Consider the following 17,132-nt stretch of genomic DNA (forward strand, 5'->3'; position numbering starts at 1 on the left):
GAGGACAAGAGAGGTCTCAGTCGTAAAATTAAACTAAATCAATCGTTTCTCCTAAAGCAAAAGCATAAATGACTTTCCGCGAGATTCGAATATGAAGAATAGCTTCTAATGCTTCTTGGTATAGATTCAATTGAGTCGCATACCGTTCACGTAACACATCAGCAGGTGTCTGTCCGACTTCCGTCGTAACGATTTGATCCGATTTATAGTCGAGTAAGATATATGACTCCCCATCCTGAATCAAGCAGTCGACGATTCCCTGCATGACTGCGTCATCCACTGGACCCGTCCAGTCTTTCCGAAAACGTGATGCTCCGATTTTATACGTAAACGGTAACTCTCGATAGACGTGGTTTGTCCGTAGTCGTTCGCTGAACAATTGTCCGATCTCGGAGTCTAGGAACTCTTGCAACTGTGGTGTTGCTTCCCGCATCGTCGTTGCTTCGATAGGTGTGATTCGTTCCATCGTTTCCCATTGATCGATCTGTTCTGAAATCGCTGTATCCGGTTTGTATAATTGCATCGCTAGGTGTAGGACCGTTCCTCGTTCCGCTCCACTAAGTACAGGTCCAAGGAATTGTGGCGTTCGGTAATACGTCGTCTGGCGATACGTCGTTTCAAATGCTGCGCGTTCCAACTGTTCCGCGCGCTTCAGTTCCGTGACGGTCTGTTTCGCTGCCGTCTCTGTCGCGAGTAGATGCGGATACTGATACGAAAATGCCGCTTCAACGATTTCTTTGACATGCGTATTGACGGGCACATCAATTTTTTCAAGCTTTTGAACGTGTTCGAGTTGCTCCACGAGTGTTGAGATTTCTTGATACGGTGCTAACTCCTCTAAAGACATCACGCGAATCGACCAGTTCGTCTCATCCGGACGTAGTAAACTACTGCGTAAGACTGCCGGAACGACCCATTCCGCATAACTCTTCGCTTGGCGCCGGTCATTTTCAGGTAGTAAGACTTCGTCGAGTGGCGTCATCTGCCAGGCCACCATTTGATCTTCTAAATCCTTGACTGTCCCAACGAGAATCAATTTTTCCTTCGCTCGAGTCATTGCAACATACAAGACGCGCATCTCTTCTGCCTTCATCTCGCGATCCATTTCCCGACGGATGACTTCCTTCAATAGCGTTCCAGATCGCAAACGACGAATCGGATCAATGGCGTCTAGAGCAATGCCATATGTCTTATGCAACTGGATGGCCTGCATTTGATCCTGTTTGTTGAATTGCTTCGTCAATTGGCTGACAATCGTCACGGGGAACTCGAGTCCTTTTGATTGGTGGATCGTCATGATTCGAACGACGTCCTCGTCTTCTCCAAGCGAACGGGCTTCTGCGAAGTCTTCTCCTCGTTCGATCAACCGATTGATCAGGCGTAGAAAACGATACAATCCACGATAACCGGACGTCTCATATTGCTTCGCTCGCTCATATAAGGCGTTCAAGTTGGCATGACGACTTTTGCCTCCGGCGAGACAGCCGACGTACTCAAAATAGCCGGTCTGATCAAAGAGCGATCGAATGAAGGCAGGTAGGGCACTCCCACGCGCTTCAGTTCGCCATGATTGAATCTGACGGATGATTTCATCCATTCGAATTCCGAGTGATGATTCCTCTGCCGCCATTGCGAGTGCTGCCTCATAAAAGCTTCCTTCTTTTTGTTTTGCTCGAATCCGTCCTAAATCTCGATCCGCCACCCCAAAAATCGGCGATCGTAACAGACTGGCGAACGGGATATCTTGAAGTGGATTATCAATCGTCTTGAGCAATGCCATCATGATTTGAATTTCCGTCGCTTGGAAGTATCCGCCCGTCGTATCCGCATAGACCGGAATCTCATACTGTTCGAGCACTTCGACAAGCGCTTGGACACGCTTACCACGCGACCGTGCTAAGACGACGATATCGCGGTATTCACACGTTCGGAATCGGTTCGCTTTCGCATCGTAAATCAGATGTGGATGCTTCGAATCAACGAGTTCTAAAATTCGCGTTGCAATCGCTCGTGCTTCAACCTCTTCCTTTTCACTATCAAGTGGATCTATCAAGAGTAATTCAGGGTCGACTTGCTCTGATTCTAAATAACTTAAATTACCGAGTCGAAGGTGCGCCGCTTCATCGTAATCAATTTCTCCGACTGTCTCATCCATCACTTGGCGGAAGATTTGATTCGTTCCATCCAACACCTCGAGGCGACTGCGGAAGTTCTTTGTTAGATCGATCCGTGTTCCAACGTCGGTCTGTTGGAATCGTTTGAATTTCTCAAGGAACAATCCTGGCTCTGCATGACGAAATTTATAGATGGATTGTTTGACATCACCGACCATGAATAGATTTCCTGTCGCCTCATCCGTTTTCGAGACCAATTGGATGATGCGTTCCTGAACCTCGTTCGTATCTTGATATTCGTCGACGAGTACTTCAACGAAGCGTTCCTTCAGAAGTTTTGCCACGTCTGACGGTTGTCCTTCGTCCGTCAAAATCTCTAATGCAAAATGTTCAAGATCCGAAAAATCGACGATACCACGTTGTTGTTTCGCTTCGAGATAATCGCTTGCGAATTGACGCACGAGTGTAACAATCGTTTCTACATGTCGGAGCTGTGATCGTAAATCCTCCAAGTAATCAACACCTGTTTTTTGGACAAACAGTTCTTTCATTTTCTTGAATTCTGCAACGAGTCGTGTCCGCTCTGTCTGGAACGGTTTGATGCCTTCATCCCCGCGCGGACTTTTCCAACGACCGAATTCTACTGCTTGAAACGCAAGAGCAACCATCGACCATTGCCGTACTGACGTTTCAAGTACTCCAAAAGGAGCGATATCCTGTCGCATCATCTGTCCCATTTCCGTATATCCGGACTGTTCCAATTCAAAAGCAAGTTCTCGATAACGTCCTAATAGATTCGACAACGTCTCCCATTCCAGTTCGACCAATCGTTGCATGAGCGGAGACTCATCCGGATCGATTGGTTGATCGTACTGATTGATTAAATGCGCATAAAACGCTTCCGGATCCGGTAAGGAACGGGAAAAACGGTAGAGATTTGAAATCAGCGAAAGCATCGCTTGATCGTCCCGGTCTGATGTATAACTATCGATCAAATCATAGAATCCCGGATCCTCGGAGGCATAAAAGGACTCAAAGACTGCTTCTAAGACATCGTCTTGTAACAACAGTAATTCGGATTCATCGGCAATTCGAAACGCAGGATCCAGACCAATCCGGTAATAGTTCTCGCGGAGAATCGACAAACAGAACGAATGAATCGTCGTAATTTGTGCCCGGTTCATCAATTGACGCTGTTTTTTCAAATACAAATCATCCGGTGCCTCTTTGATACGTTGATCCATGACCTCGATGACTCGCGTTTTCATCTCACGCGCTGCTGCATTCGTAAAGGTAGCAACAAGAATCCGATCCGCCGACAACTCATCTTTGGGATCGATCAATCGTTGCGTCAGCCGTTCGACGAGGACAGCTGTTTTCCCTGATCCAGCAGCCGCTGAGACTAGGATATGTCCTCCCCTTGCTGAAATGGCTTGTTGTTGTTCTTCCGTCCAACGCACGCTCATTCTTCTTCCTCCTTCAACCGTTCCAGTACCTCTTTTTCAGACATCGGTTTTAATGGGCGATATTGATTCCCAAGCGATTCATCGAACTGACAGACTGAACGATACTCACAAAAACTACACGGTGTCCGCTCCTGATAATCGAATGGATTGATGGCAATATCCCCATCATAGATGTCTTGACTGCTGTCTTTTAATGCCTCCCATGCATGATCCATCAGCGCTGATAAATCTGCCTCTTGTACAACACCTTTCGTTTGCGTCTTATGCAGTCCGTTTTTTGTGAAGGTCACTTTGACGAGCGGTGATTTTTTTCGTTCATCGTACGCAATATGATCCATCGCTCGTAGTACCTCGTCATTCTCGAGAATGACGCCTTGCATTTGATAGGACTCGAGTAACAGTTGATTGCGCTCTTCTTCGTCAGCCGATAAATCGCCTCGTAGCATCGGGTTTTTGACGTGGAAATATAACGCACCAGCTGGTTTCGCCTGCTGTTGATAGAGCAACTCCGACTGTTCCACGACCGTCTTCAGATAAAGAAGCATCTGAATGGCAAGCCCATAATAGATTTCCGCAAAATCCAGTCCTCGAGCACTCGATTTGTAATCAATGATTCGAACGTATAGCTGATCACCAATCGTCGCCTGATCAATCCGGTCGATGCGACCCGTGAATTCAATTTCTGTTCCGTCTGGTAACGTAAAGCGTAATGGTGGGAACGTCGCGTTCCCAAAACTGATTTCAAATAAGTCGGGTTCAAAGTCTGTTCGTTTTGCTTGTTCAACAAGCATTTTAGCTGTTTGCTCCACGACATCCGTCAATTTTTTCTTGATATACCCGAACCGACTCGAACTCATCAAAATCGCATTCTGAATTTCCGGTGTCACCTTTTCGACAGCTTCTTTCGCCAGTGTCCCGCACGTTTCGCCGTCGAGCTCTCGCCAGTGTCGTCCAGAAGCTTTAATACTGAGCGACAAATCATTTAATGCGCCATGGAACAGATTCCCGATGTCTGGTGCTTCAAATTTATACAGCTTCCGCTCGCGTAAACGAAGTCCGTATCGAGCAAAATGCTTATACGAGCAGGCGTTATAGGTCTCAAAACGCGAAACGCTCGCTTGCAGTGAATCACCATATAGACGATGCGCCAACCCTTCCGGTAACGCTTCCGCTTGATTTTGATAGAACAAGGCACTTGAGAATAGACCCATTCGTTCGCGCCCTTGTCCGTTTTCAAGAAGTGAATTATATACTTGAAACCAAATTGGCTGAATCGGATAACGTCGTTGTAAACGGCGGAGTTCAATCGCCGTCGCTGCTGCCGCGCGATCGGGACTCGTCACGAAATCGAATTGTTCTTGCGGTGCGTGTTCCCCAGCTTCCGCAAAGTGTGTTTTGATCGGACGATCGAGCAACAGTTGTCGCTTTAATTGTTTTGTGATCGCTGCCGGCTGAAGCGCCTTTCCTTCTTCATCGACAAGTGCGTAACTAACATACAATGCTTCACTTGGAGCCATCATCCCTTGATACAGGTAAAACAGCTCATCATCAAACACATCAAGAGACGCTTTTCCAACCGGAATACCATGCTCATGTAAAAAGTCATGATCATTTTCAGACAGTAACTTTGATTGATCTTGAACGAACGGAATCAGACCATCATTCGCTCCTAGTAAAAAGACGACTTTTACTCGTTGTAATCGTCCACGGACATAGTCCGTCGCGATGACTTGATCGAGCGATGGCGGAACAAGTGCAAAACGAAGGCTCTCAAGTCCTGTCTCGACCATCTGGACGAACAAATCCGTCGATAACGTATGCTCAGGTGCAGCAGCTTCTAGCTGTTCGAATAGATGAAGTATCGCTTCGTACACTTGATCATGCTCTCGAGCAACAAGTAACTGATCCTGCTCTAGTGCCTGCTTACGCCATTCCATTAAACGTTCTGCAATTTTCTGTTCTTCAAGGAATTGATAAAGACCTTTCGTATACGCGCTCATCGTCTTTGCCTGCTTCAACCGACGGTGCAACGGTTCAATCAAGTCGACGACGAAGGTTCGTAAATGGTTCAGTTCTTCTTCTTGCGCAAGCTCCTCTTCCGTTAAGCGAACTTCCTCTGCTAAGCGTCGCTTTAATTGCCACGGTTGTTGCCACATTGACCCTTTAATGCCGCGTTCGAGCACGAACGTCTCGAAACGATCGAGCGCTAGACGCGCATCTTCTGCCGGCATCGGTAAGAGCTCCGTCTTCAGTAAACGAAAGACCGTTTCTTCCCGATAACCCGATGTCACGATGTCTAAAGCAGATTGAATCAAGTCAACGAGCGGATGATGGATCATCGACTCACGTTGATCCAAGAAATACGGAACATCATACATGCGGAAGGCTCGTTCCAAGTGATCCGCATACGGCTCTAGATGTCGCACGACGAATGCCATTTCATGAAATCGATACCCTTTTTGGCGAACAAGTTGAATCGCTTTCCGCACGGCTGATTCTGCTTCAACTTGCCGGTTGACTGCAGCTGTCATCTGAAAGCCGTCAATATCATGATCGACAGGAGGATATCCCGGCTTCAACAAGGCCTGCTCCAAATGTCGTAGCCCTTCTGATTGAAACTTGATTGGTTGATCATACAAGATTTCTTCGTATGGAATCGACAGCTCCTGCATTTGCCCGATCAATTGCATGTAGCAACGCTGGGACACACCAAAAGACGTTTGTTTTGCATAAGGATCCGCCGCGTCCATTGTAAAACTAATATGCATTTCAGCCACTTGTTGCATCAAGGCAAGCAGTACTTGTTGTTCCTGAAGCGAAAACTCATAAAATCCGTCGAGGATGATCGTCGCTTGATCCAGTCGCGCTTTTGGAAGCAACTCAAGTAACGTCGTATAATAATCATCCGCATGGAGTGCCTTATCGACGATTCGTTCCGCAAAGCGCTCATAAATCAACGCAAGGTCGTTCAATTTTGGTGACCGTTCGAGAGACCGATCACTCACTTGACGCAACATATCCGGCTCGATCAATGAGCGTTTAAACGACGCGATGAGTTCATCAAGTCCTTGGAAAAATCCTGGCATATTTTTCGTACGCTTAAAAATCTTTAACTCGTCTTCTGATTCCTCGACGACCTGTCGGAGTAATAATTGTGTTCCTGTCTCATCGAGAAATGGAATTGCTTGATTTCCGTAATCGCGTAAAATATGAAACGCAAAGCGCCGTAAACTCATGACTTCGAGACGAACAAGACCTGCTATCCGTTCATCTGTCGCAATCCGACGCTCCATTTCAAATGACATCTGATCCGGAACGATGAAATACATCTTCTCGCCTAGTGGTCGTTGCTCGAGTTCTTGTACGACGCGCTCAATCAATTGTGTCGTTTTCCCACTACCCGCACGACCAATGTGCATCTGGTTCATCAAGAAAACCTCCTCTACCTTTTTATGTATCATTATTATCGCACAAATAAGAACAAATGTACTGTTTTCGACGCATGTCTTTTCGATATGGATTTGCTATAATCAGAACACATCCTAATGTAAGGCAGGTGATGATTTTTGTCGCTCTATGAAATGCTTGGAGGCGAGCAAGTACTCACCTCTTTGATTCATTCGTTCTATCATCAAGTCTACCATGATTCCTTATTGCGTCCGTTATTCCCTGATGATCGACACCGTGTCGAACAGGCACAATTCGCCTTCTTGACCCAAATGACAGGAGGTCCACGCGATCCGAATCAACCGCCGACGAGTTTAGCGATGATTCACCGGTTATTGCCGATTCAAAAAGAGCATGCCATCCGTTGGTTGGAACTGATGGAAATAGCTTCTCTTGATACGATTCCAAATGAAGAAGCGCGACTCCAACTCCTCGAGCGATTACGGATTGGCGCAACGAATGTCTTACGTGTTTGCGAAGCACACCAGATGGACTGAGGGATTTTTCTTTCTCATCTGTCCATTTCCATGTAAAATAATAAATGGAGGCGATATAACATGACGGAAGAACAAGAACAACGACCGGAACTCGTAAAGAATGCGATTGAGCAAGCAGAAGCATCGACGAACGAGGACGATACACTCGAAGAAGAACAAACCGAAGAACAAAAAAAATTGGACCATATCAAAGGTCTCGTCACCCTTGAACGCGGTTCTGATTACTACCGTGTCGTTTTTTATGACGATCATAAACACTTGATTTTCAAGGAACTCGATTACGACCGTGTCGACTTTGTAGGTCGGTTCTACAATGATAGCTTTGATCCGACGAACTTGACGGAACTAGAAGAAATCGCAGACAAAGCACTTTCGACTTCTTTACGGAAACGATTCCTTTAAGACATAAAAAGAAGCCGTCCTCCAACTGGAGAACTGGCTTCTTTTTTATTGATCGGATTGTTTTTTCTTCCGACGAAGGACATAGGCAAGAACGCCACCTGCGACAGCGATTCCTGTTGCCGCCAAGATTGGAAGTAAGACTTTTTTATTAGATGCTAGTTTTTGTTTGACTTGTTCGAGTCGCGATTCATTCGTCTCTTTTAAGGCGATCGATGTTCGACGATTCATCGTGACATGCTTCGCAGCATCCGTCACAACGATTCGTTTCGTGACCCAACGGCGATTTCCGGCATCATCGACGACTAGTTGTCGCGCGCGTTTGATTCCTTTGATTCGTTTACCCGGTGTATTTTCCGGACGTACGATGCGAGAACTGATAAAGCGTCTGCCACCTGTCGCACCAAATCCAGGCTGCAATTTTCGGCGATTTAACCATTCATATGATTCATTCATCGTGTCGCGGTAAAAGTTACCGCTTCACCTCCCTATGATTTCTCTCTCTACTTCTTTCTCCTTACATAAGTAAGATTCCTGTTATGTGTTTCCACTTTTCATCGATTCTTAAACTCCGGCAATTGGAAGCGCCGTTGCATTTCATACGCCAGTTCCAACGTTTTGATTCGTTGCCGTTCGATGCTGTATGCGGATGCGTCCGTATCAATACATTGACCTGTCTGAAACTCTACCTGTACTTTTCCAGACTTTTTTTGAACAGTCTTCATTTGCTTGAAATTGATCCAAATGCATTCCGCCTTTTCTTTTGCGGTCGTCGGAAAAAATATCGTTTGTGCCTGCCAATCTACTAAAACAGGTGTCTTTCGGTTCGGACCAAGAATATGTCGCGCTGCTTCGATCCGTCCACGCATCGATGAACCAAAATATAAACAGGATTCTTCAATCAACTTAATCGGATGACCCTCTAAAATACTTTCCGAATGCTCCTTGATGACAAGTGTCTGTGGTTCACCATATTGACCATATCTTGGAATCAAAGCTAACGTTTCTTCCGTAACTGGGTATGACATCTCCTTCACTCCCTTCCTGAATTATATTGGTTATATCAAACTTCCTTCTACTCTGCATGAGTATACCGATTATTTCCTAATGAAAAAAACGAGATCCTAGGATCCCGTTTTTAAAATTCTTCTGGCTTTTTTTCCTCTTGTTCAATAAAGTGACGTGGGAAATTAAAAATCACACAAACTTTCCCGACTCCATTTCCCGCAGGGCGATTCTCAATTGCTACCGTACCATCATGACGCTCAACGATCCTTTTGACAATATAAAGACCAAGCCCGAACTTCCCTTCTTTGCCCCGTGAAAATTGATGAAACAAGGGCGAAGAGTCATCAAGTGGCGGTCCATCATTTTCAATTTCGATATGAACCTGATCCGCTGTCCCAGACAGTCGGATGTCAATTTGTGTTTCAGCATAACGAATCGCGTTGTCCATGACGTTTTCGAGTGCAACTCGTAATTGTTCCCCTTCACCAAGGACGATCCCCGCTTCTCCACTAACATGCCATTCGAGTGACTTCGTTCCAGAAAAACGATTTTTCAGCAGGTGTATCATCCGATCGATATCGACATTATCCCACGTCGAACGATCGAGCTCGAAATAGTCGAGCTTCGTGACGTAAAGAAGAGCCGCCACTTTTTTCTCTAATCGTTCCGCTTCCTCATCAATGACTGATACGGAGCCGGTTAAATCACCATCTGGATAGATCCCATCTGAAATGGACTGAGCATAACTTCGAATAACCATGATTGGCGTCTTCAAATCATGTGAAATATTTTGAAGCAACGATTTTTGTGCCTTATCCTGCTTTTCAAGATCCATCCGCATCGCATCGACGGACCGTGCCAGTCGACCGATTTCATCCCCACGATCGAGCGGAAGTGGTGTATCCCACTTTTGAGCCGCGATTTTCCCGACTGCTCTTTCGATTTCGACGAGCGGATGTGTCAGACGACGCGCCAACCAGAAGGCAATGAATAACGTAAAGATACTACCGATGATGACGACGAAGCCGATTTTTGAAAACAGTTGTGTAATCAGTTCTTGTCGATAAGCATCCCAGACGTAAGAGACACGATAGTAGGTTTCGCCGCTCTCTTCCATTTTACGAATACTATAATAAACGTCTTCTTTATCAAGACGCGTCGTATACTTTGCCGTAACTGTTTTTTGATCAATTGCATCACGGTACATCTGATTGATCAGTTGTTGCGGTGCCCCACCGTAATAAAGTTTTCCGTTCTTAGATAGCAATAGGATATTAACTGATCGAGATTCTTGTTTTCGACGATCGAATTCAATCGGATTATCTTGTAGCATCTCGATGACAGAGGCATCCTTCGAGAAGAAGACCTCACTATTCTCAAGCGTCGAATAGACCTGTTCATCGATGAAATTTCCGATCGATGAGCGGATGACAAGGAGAATGACTGCAGATAATGTGACGATGACGAGCAGAAACATCGCCCAAATCTGAAATCCGAGACTGCGATTTTTCATGCAGACACCAAGCGATAGCCAATACCATAGATCGTTTCGAGTTCCAGTTTCGTTAATTTCTTACGGACACGACGGACAAGATCATCGACGACGCGATCCGATCCGAAATAATCGTCACCCCAGACACTGACGAGAATCTGCTCGCGAGACATCGGCGTCCCGATTTGTGTCGCAAATAAAATCAGTAGATCGTACTCTTTTGAGGTTAGATCAATTTCTTGACCGTTCTCCTCGATGATTCGTTTCTCAGGATAAATCATATAATCGCCGTATTGAATGACGCCACTTTTCGGTGTCGCATACGTACGTGCTAAGATTTTTTTGACACGAATGACCAGTTCGCGCGGAAGGAACGGCTTCGCAATATAATCGTCCGATCCCATCTCAAGACCAATGATCTTATCGATATCCTCATCACGCGCCGAGATGAAAATGACGGGTGTCGTTTCATCATGTGCCTTGATTCGCTTAATCAATTGAAAACCATCCATATCCGGTAGCATGATATCTAAAACCCACAAATCTGGCTTCTCTACGATCGCAGAAGCAGCTGCCTCACCAGATGTAAACGATTTAACCTGCCAACCTTCTTGTTCCAAGTACTTTACGAGTACACGATTCAAGTTCACTTCATCATCAACCAAATAGATTGTATGCATGGCTCTCACTCCTCGACTAATGTGCTTTGTTTCAGTGTATCAAAGGAATTTCGCAAAATTATGGGAGAGTGGATAATAATTCAAAAAAACCTTTCTTTTCAAAAGAAAAGAAAGGCGAAGTCATAAATTTTCTATTATTTGACGAGACGGAGCGCTGGATACGCTACTTGCTCGTTCTTTGAAGTCGCAGGTGCCACCTGTTGACGTCGTTCCATTTTCACGACGTGCGTCAAAAATCCAACGCCGCCTCCTAGCAATACTGTTACACCCGTCATTAATAGAATCTCCATTTTCTTCGCCACCTTTTCCATCGCAATTGATAATCAGTATCATCCTCAAACTGACTATAGCATGCTTAAACGAAAATGAGAAGCGTTCTCACAAAATTAATCATCCAAAAACTTTTTTTGTTCTAGTTCATGACGTTTTCGAATGATTTCCTTCCAATCGAATTGTCCTTGTTCGAGTCCATTAATTAAAATTTCAGCAGTTCCGACATTCGTCGCAAGCGGCAAATCGTATACGTCACATAATCGAATGAGTGCCGAGACGTCCGGCTCATGCGGTTGGGCCGTCAGTGGATCGCGTAAAAAAATCACGATATCGATTTTTCCTTGTGCTACCAGCGCTCCGATTTCCTGATCCCCGCCGAGTGGACCTGACTTACAGCGATGGACGTGCAGATCGGTTGCTTCCATGATCCGTTGCCCGGTCGTTCCTGTCGCGTATAATGTATTTTTCTTAAAGAATGCGGCGTAAGCCCGTGTAAACCCCATCATCTCATCCTTTTTCTCATCATGTGCAATCAATGCGATATTCATTCGTATCCCCTCCTTCTTGTCTATGCACAGAAAAAGAACTTCAGAAACCTGAAGTTCTTGAGACAGTCATGAATTCGTCGGTTGTTTCTTCAACACGGTCCGTAAAATCTTTCCGGTCGTATTACGAGGTAATTGATCGATGAACTCAATCTGTGTCGGACATTTATATTTCGCGAGTGATGTAGCACAGAATGCCTGCGTTTCCTCTTCCGTCATCGTCTCACGAGCAACAACGAATGCTTTGACGGCTTCGCCCATCTCCTCATCCGGTATACCGATGACGGCGGCTTCGATGACGTTCGGATGCTGATAGAGGACTTCTTCGACTTCACGCGGGTAGACGTTGTACCCACCGACGATGATCATATCTTTTTTGCGATCGACGATATAGAAATACCCATCTTCATCTCGACGAGCCAAATCACCCGTATATAACCAGCCATCGCGTAACGTCGCTTGTGACTCTTCCGGCATCTTGTAATAACCGGTCATGACGTTTGGTCCCCGAACGATCAATTCTCCGACTTGACCATCTGGTAATTCTTGTCCGAGTTCATCGACGACTTTGTTTTCGACATCGACGATCGATGTACCGATCGAGCCTGGTTTTTGAACACCATTGACCGGATTGAAACAAGTGACGGGTGATGCTTCCGATAAACCATATCCTTCGAGGATATGACATTGGAATGTTCGATCAAATGCTTCAAGGAGCGGCACTGGAAGACTCGCTCCTCCTGAGACGAACAAACGTGTTGATTCAAAATAGGTCGCATATTCTGGATGAGCCTTCACGGTTTGCAGTAAGAAATTATACATCGTTGGCACGCCTGCAAAAATCGTCACCTGTTCTTTTTTCGCTAACTCAAACGTCTCTTGTGGTGAAAAACGTGAAGCAATGATGATTGACGCTCCATGTGCGAGTGACGCATTGACGACGACCGTCAAACAAAAGACATGGAACATCGGTAATACGGCAAGTGTCCGGTCGTTACTGGATACATGTAGATAATCCCCAATCGAGCGCGCATTCGACGTCAGATTACGGTGGGATAACATCGCACCTTTTGGTTTTCCTGTCGTTCCACTCGTATAGAGAATGACAGCGATGTCGTCCAGTTCATTCGTCACTTCGGTCAAGGGATGTTCGATTTCGAGCCAGCGATCGAGCGTGATGAACGTCACTTGTTGATGTGTTTCGTTTGGTCCTTCTTGATCCGCGTAAGGAACAGAGACGACAATCTTAAGATTCGGTAAATGCACGAGACGATCTTTTGCAGCTTCGACGAGCGGTGCAATCCCTAAAATCCCCTTCACATCACCGTTCATCAGGATATACCCGATTTCATCCGGTGTGTATGTAGGGTTGATCGGAATCGCGATTGCCCCTTGTTTCATGATGGCGTAATATGCCACTAGGAATGCTGGGCTATTCCCTAAAATCAGCGCGACATGATCGCCTTTTCGGATCCCGTTCGCTTCAAGCGCACCGGCTGCCCGGTGAAACTTCTCGACAAACTCACGATAGCTGACTTGCGTGTCCTCAAACACATACGCCGTTGTGTCTGGATGTGTTCGAGCAGTTTCTTCGACGGATTGAATCAATCCAAGCATGAGCAAAATTCCCCTTTCGAATGAATGACTATTCATTTTTTACGTAAAAAAAATCCATACGTAGTCAAAAGCGACCGTATGGATAGTGTAACACTTTTTGGAAACGTTTTCACAGAGTTTCTTTTTAACCGTTGACGATGACGCCACCGTTTAAGTGAAGGACTTGTCCTGTCATATAACTTGAATCGTTACAGGCGAGGAAAACATATGCTGATGCCATCTCGGCCGGTTGCCCTGGGCGATCCATCGGTGTATTTTTCCCGAATGTCTTGACTGATTCATGCGGGAACGTTTCCGTGATGAGCGGCGTCCAGATCGGACCCGGCGCGACGGCGTTGACACGAATGCCCTCTTTTGCCAGATTCATTGAAAGACTCCGCGTGAAGCTAACGATTGCTCCTTTAGTAGCGGAGTAGTCGATCAATAATGCGTTCCCCTCGTATGCTGTCGAAGATGTCGTATTGATGATGGCAGAACCAAGTGAAAGGTGCGGTAAAGCAGCACGGGCAAGACGCATCATTCCGAAGATATTTGTCTTGAACGTCTTCTCCATCGAATCATCCGTGATATCCTTCAGACTATCTTCTGGTTTTTGCATACTTGCATTGTTGACGACGATATCTAAGCGACCGAAATGGTCGATCGTTTTTTGAACAAGTGTTTCACAGTAGTCTGCGTCCCCAATATCTCCTTTAGAAAGTAGGACTTCGCCTCCTAATTCTTCAAGACGCGCCTTCGTTTCTTCTGCTCCTTCTTGATCGCCATAGAAAGCAATGACGACCTTTGCCCCTTCACGGACATAAGCAATCGAGACAGCACGACCGATTCCAGAATTGCCGCCTGTGACGATTGCGACCTTTCCTTCAAGCTTACCTGCTGCCTTATAATCATCACGCTCATAATAAGGTAACGGTTGTTCGTCCTCCGTCTTCGGTAATTGTTTTGAAATCTGTTCAAAATCGATAAAGTCCGTCAACGAACCTTCTAAAAAGTTATCTTTATTATAGCCCATGAAAAAAACTCCCCCTATGCTGTTGATAGAAGGAGTTTTCCCATAAAGACTTACGCTAAAACGTCTAGCACCTCATCAAGTTCGACGGCGCCGAAATATTTTTTCAATTCGTACCGACCGAGCACTTCGCGAAGAGACGCGCGATCATAACGTGTACCTTCAAGCGCCCGTGCGATTTCTTCCGCGTCCTCGACGCCAAAGAAGTCACCGTAAATCTTCGCTTCTTCAATGATGCCTTTTTTGACATTCAATCGGAAGTCAATCGTTCCGATCGGGAAACGTTTTTTTTGAATAACATCGAATTTCGGTGATTTTCCGAAATTCCATTCCCAGTTGCCATAACGTTCTGCCGAGATGGCACGTACTTTATCCCAGTCTTCTTCAGTTAAGATATACCGTTCAATCTCTTTCCCTTCATAGATCGAGGCAAGGAGATGATCGACGAATTGTTCCATCGTCAACGGTTCTGTCAGGAATTCCGAGATGTTCGCGACACGGCTCCGAACCGATTTAATGCCTTTGGAACGCATCTTCTCTTCACTGACGACAAGCGCATTGACGACTTCTTCGATGTTCGAATCGAGCATCAGCGTACCATGACTAAACATCCGTCCTTTTGTCGTGAACTGGGCATTCCCGCTAATTTTCCGGCTTCCGACATGAATATCGTTTCGTCCAGATAACTCCGCTTCGACACCGAGTTTATGCAGCGCTTGCACGACCGGCTCCGTGAACTTTTTATAGTTGTTGAACGAATCACCGTCATCTTTCGTCAAGAAACTGAAGTTCAAGTTTCCTTCATCATGATAAACAGCGCCACCGCCGGAAAGACGACGGACGACGTGGATGCCGTTTTCCTCGACATACTTCAAATTAACTTCTTCATTCGTGTTCTGGTTTTTTCCGACGATGATGGATGGACCGTTGATATAAAACAAGAAATAGTCTTCTTCATTGACGTTCAGGTTGTTCAAGATGAATTCTTCGACAGCGAGATTGATTCGCGCATCGCGAATCTCAGGATGGAAGATGAATTTCATAAGGGTTTCGTGCTCCTTTGTGATGGAATCATAATGTGATCAGTTACAGCCGTCGACACCACACGCATCACCTTCAGCGATGATTTCAAGTGTTTGTTCTTGGCGGATCTTCGCGAAGACTTGTTCGAATGCTTCTACTGGTTGTGCGCCGGAAATAGCATATTTTCGGTCGAAGACGAAGAACGGTACACCACGAACACCGAGTTGTTGCGCCATTGCTTCTTCTTCTCGAACATCTGTCGCCAGTTCTTCTGAAGCGAGAAACGCTGTGACATCTGCTTCAGCAAGTCCTGCTTCTACTGCGATCCGCGTCAGAATGGTTGGGTCATTCAAATCTTCTCCATTCATGAAATAAGCTGTGAACAAAGCTTCCGATACTGCATTCATCTTACCATGTTTTTTTGCAAATTGAGTCAGGCGATGAGCCTCGAATGTATTGGCTGGGATGACACGATCCATCTCATAGTGCAAGCCTTCCTGACGTGCCGTATCAACGACACCTTGCGACATATTCCGTGCTTGCTCGAGAGTCGTTCCATATTTTGAAGCAAGAATTTCGTATAATCCTTGCGTTGGTACTGCTGGTGCATCTGGATCGAGTTCAAAGCTTTTAAATTCGACCTCGACATCCAACTTTTCATTCGCAATCGCTTGTTCTAGGCGACGCTTCCCAATATAACAAAACGGACATGCATAATCCGACCATACTTCTACTTTCATCTGTGTTCTCTCCTTTTTGTGCGATATCATACTTTAAGCATAGTCGCCTCTAGGCAGAGTTGCAATCTTTCCGCCCAGGTCGATTCAAATATGTTCAAAAAAAGAACCAAGATCGTTTTGATCTTGGTTCTTTAGTGCGTTCATCGCTTATTCTGTTACAAGCGCGTGTGCTGCATCTTCGATCTCAATATCGAGTTCTTTCGTGTAAGCAGCTGTTTGTTCTGCTGTCCAGTTCAAGACAGTTTTCATTTCTTCGATGACCGCGTCTTTGTGAGCACGAGCCCAAGCAATGTCGAAGAAGACAGCACCTGTACGACGGATGAAGAAGTCAATCGGACGAGCGACCATTTCATGTTCGATACCATAGTGAAGTTGTGCGTAGACAGAACGAGGAAGATCTGTCGTAGCAGCATCATATGCTGCTGCATATTCAAGTACTTTCGGTAAGTTCGAACCGTAGCGTTTTGCTAAGAATTGAACTTCCTCTGTTGTTAGACCATTCGTTGCTGTTTGAGCTTTTAGGAATTCAGCAAATCCTTTTGCTCCGCCGACATGTCCACCCGACATTGGCATGTTTTTCGTCGAGCAACGTGCATACGCAACGTTTTCTTCTTTTTTCAAGAGTTTAGCAACGAGATCAACGACGTGCTCACCCATTTTACGGTATCCAGTCAATTTCCCACCCGCAATCGTGATGAGACCTGACTCAGACTGCCATACTTCATCTTTACGAGAGATTTCAGAAGGATCTTTTCCTTCTTCATAAATCAATGGACGTACACCAGCCCAGCTTGATTCCACGTCTTCCGCTGTCACTTTAAC

15 protein-coding genes are annotated in these 17,132 nt (G+C 45.7%); 2 read left to right on the forward strand and 13 right to left on the reverse strand.

Features of this window, described 5'->3' with window-relative positions; translation table 11 throughout:
- Positions 1 to 28 precede the first annotated feature (28 nt).
- A complete protein-coding gene (gene addA, locus B3M90_RS02230; protein ID WP_290782398.1) occupies positions 29 to 3,580 on the reverse strand; it encodes a helicase-exonuclease AddAB subunit AddA in 3,552 nt (1,183 codons plus the stop codon).
- The gene (gene addB / locus B3M90_RS02235; RefSeq protein WP_290782400.1) at positions 3,577 to 7,008 is read right to left on the reverse strand and encodes a helicase-exonuclease AddAB subunit AddB; all 3,432 of its coding nucleotides are present in this window, start codon (positions 7,006 to 7,008) and stop codon (positions 3,577 to 3,579) included. Before addB ends, addA begins: the two co-directional genes overlap by 4 nt.
- Positions 7,009 to 7,146: 138 nt before the next feature.
- Between addB and B3M90_RS02240 the strand changes: the two genes are divergently transcribed.
- Complete coding sequence (locus tag B3M90_RS02240) at positions 7,147 to 7,524, forward strand: truncated hemoglobin (RefSeq protein WP_231496881.1); 378 nt, start codon at positions 7,147 to 7,149, stop codon at positions 7,522 to 7,524.
- Positions 7,525 to 7,584: 60 nt separating this feature from the next.
- Entirely contained in the window at positions 7,585 to 7,926 is a 342-nt protein-coding gene (locus tag B3M90_RS02245; RefSeq protein WP_029340963.1) for a hypothetical protein, read from the forward strand.
- 45 nt (positions 7,927 to 7,971) lie between these two features.
- Here B3M90_RS02245 and B3M90_RS02250 read toward each other — a convergent pair whose 3' ends face one another.
- From B3M90_RS02250 to B3M90_RS02300, 11 genes are all read right to left on the reverse strand, one after another.
- Positions 7,972 to 8,379, reverse strand: coding sequence for a hypothetical protein (locus tag B3M90_RS02250; RefSeq protein WP_023467385.1), 408 nt, complete (start codon positions 8,377 to 8,379; stop codon positions 7,972 to 7,974).
- Between the two features lie 98 nt (positions 8,380 to 8,477).
- Positions 8,478 to 8,951 (reverse strand): competence protein ComK, encoded by a 474-nt coding sequence (locus tag B3M90_RS02255; protein WP_035409368.1) that lies wholly within the window; start codon positions 8,949 to 8,951, stop codon positions 8,478 to 8,480.
- Positions 8,952 to 9,061: 110 nt separating this feature from the next.
- A complete protein-coding gene (locus tag B3M90_RS02260) occupies positions 9,062 to 10,444 on the reverse strand; it encodes a sensor histidine kinase (protein WP_035409370.1) in 1,383 nt (460 codons plus the stop codon).
- The gene (locus tag B3M90_RS02265) at positions 10,441 to 11,103 is read right to left on the reverse strand and encodes a response regulator transcription factor (protein ID WP_214856729.1); all 663 of its coding nucleotides are present in this window, start codon (positions 11,101 to 11,103) and stop codon (positions 10,441 to 10,443) included. The genes B3M90_RS02260 and B3M90_RS02265 overlap by 4 nt, the downstream gene beginning before the upstream one ends.
- Before the next feature lie 134 nt (positions 11,104 to 11,237).
- Positions 11,238 to 11,393, reverse strand: a complete 156-nt coding sequence (locus B3M90_RS02270; protein WP_197026224.1) for a hypothetical protein — start codon at positions 11,391 to 11,393, stop codon at positions 11,238 to 11,240.
- Positions 11,394 to 11,489: 96 nt separating this feature from the next.
- On the reverse strand, positions 11,490 to 11,924 hold the full coding sequence (gene mgsA / locus B3M90_RS02275; RefSeq protein ID WP_029340960.1) for a methylglyoxal synthase: 435 nt from the start codon (positions 11,922 to 11,924) through the stop codon (positions 11,490 to 11,492).
- A 66-nt stretch (positions 11,925 to 11,990) separates the two neighbouring features.
- Complete coding sequence (locus B3M90_RS02280) at positions 11,991 to 13,538, reverse strand: fatty acid--CoA ligase family protein (RefSeq protein WP_290755080.1); 1,548 nt, start codon at positions 13,536 to 13,538, stop codon at positions 11,991 to 11,993.
- Positions 13,539 to 13,662: 124 nt separating this feature from the next.
- Positions 13,663 to 14,550, reverse strand: coding sequence for an SDR family oxidoreductase (locus B3M90_RS02285; RefSeq protein ID WP_290782402.1), 888 nt, complete (start codon positions 14,548 to 14,550; stop codon positions 13,663 to 13,665).
- 50 nt (positions 14,551 to 14,600) lie between these two features.
- A complete protein-coding gene (locus B3M90_RS02290; RefSeq protein ID WP_214856732.1) occupies positions 14,601 to 15,590 on the reverse strand; it encodes a lipoate--protein ligase in 990 nt (329 codons plus the stop codon).
- 39 nt (positions 15,591 to 15,629) lie between these two features.
- Positions 15,630 to 16,310 (reverse strand): DsbA family oxidoreductase, encoded by a 681-nt coding sequence (locus B3M90_RS02295; RefSeq protein WP_290782404.1) that lies wholly within the window; start codon positions 16,308 to 16,310, stop codon positions 15,630 to 15,632.
- A gap of 147 nt (positions 16,311 to 16,457) precedes the next feature.
- Positions 16,458 to 17,132: glycerol-3-phosphate dehydrogenase C-terminal domain-containing protein (locus B3M90_RS02300; protein WP_290782406.1), on the reverse strand; the 675-nt coding region annotated here is incomplete at its 5' end.

This window comes from Exiguobacterium sp. UBA6309 (assembly GCF_002439205.1).
Lineage (GTDB): Bacteria > Bacillota > Bacilli > Exiguobacteriales > Exiguobacteriaceae > Exiguobacterium_A.

Bases quoted from the DNA above. Each gene is read 5' to 3' on its own strand.
- addA (WP_290782398.1), bottom strand. From the start codon at position 3,580: ATGAGCGTGCGTTGGACGGAAGAACAACAACAAGCCATTTCAGCAAGG.
- addB (WP_290782400.1), bottom strand. From the start codon at position 7,008: ATGAACCAGATGCACATTGGTCGTGCGGGTAGTGGGAAAACGACACAA.
- B3M90_RS02245 (WP_029340963.1), top strand. From the start codon at position 7,585: ATGACGGAAGAACAAGAACAACGACCGGAACTCGTAAAGAATGCGATT.
- B3M90_RS02250 (WP_023467385.1), bottom strand. From the start codon at position 8,379: ATGAATGAATCATATGAATGGTTAAATCGCCGAAAATTGCAGCCTGGA.
- B3M90_RS02255 (WP_035409368.1), bottom strand. From the start codon at position 8,951: ATGTCATACCCAGTTACGGAAGAAACGTTAGCTTTGATTCCAAGATAT.
- B3M90_RS02260 (WP_035409370.1), bottom strand. From the start codon at position 10,444: ATGAAAAATCGCAGTCTCGGATTTCAGATTTGGGCGATGTTTCTGCTC.
- B3M90_RS02265 (WP_214856729.1), bottom strand. From the start codon at position 11,103: ATGCATACAATCTATTTGGTTGATGATGAAGTGAACTTGAATCGTGTA.
- B3M90_RS02270 (WP_197026224.1), bottom strand. From the start codon at position 11,393: ATGGAGATTCTATTAATGACGGGTGTAACAGTATTGCTAGGAGGCGGC.
- mgsA (WP_029340960.1), bottom strand. From the start codon at position 11,924: ATGAATATCGCATTGATTGCACATGATGAGAAAAAGGATGAGATGATG.
- B3M90_RS02280 (WP_290755080.1), bottom strand. From the start codon at position 13,538: ATGCTTGGATTGATTCAATCCGTCGAAGAAACTGCTCGAACACATCCA.
- B3M90_RS02285 (WP_290782402.1), bottom strand. From the start codon at position 14,550: ATGGGCTATAATAAAGATAACTTTTTAGAAGGTTCGTTGACGGACTTT.
- B3M90_RS02290 (WP_214856732.1), bottom strand. From the start codon at position 15,590: ATGAAATTCATCTTCCATCCTGAGATTCGCGATGCGCGAATCAATCTC.
- B3M90_RS02295 (WP_290782404.1), bottom strand. From the start codon at position 16,310: ATGAAAGTAGAAGTATGGTCGGATTATGCATGTCCGTTTTGTTATATT.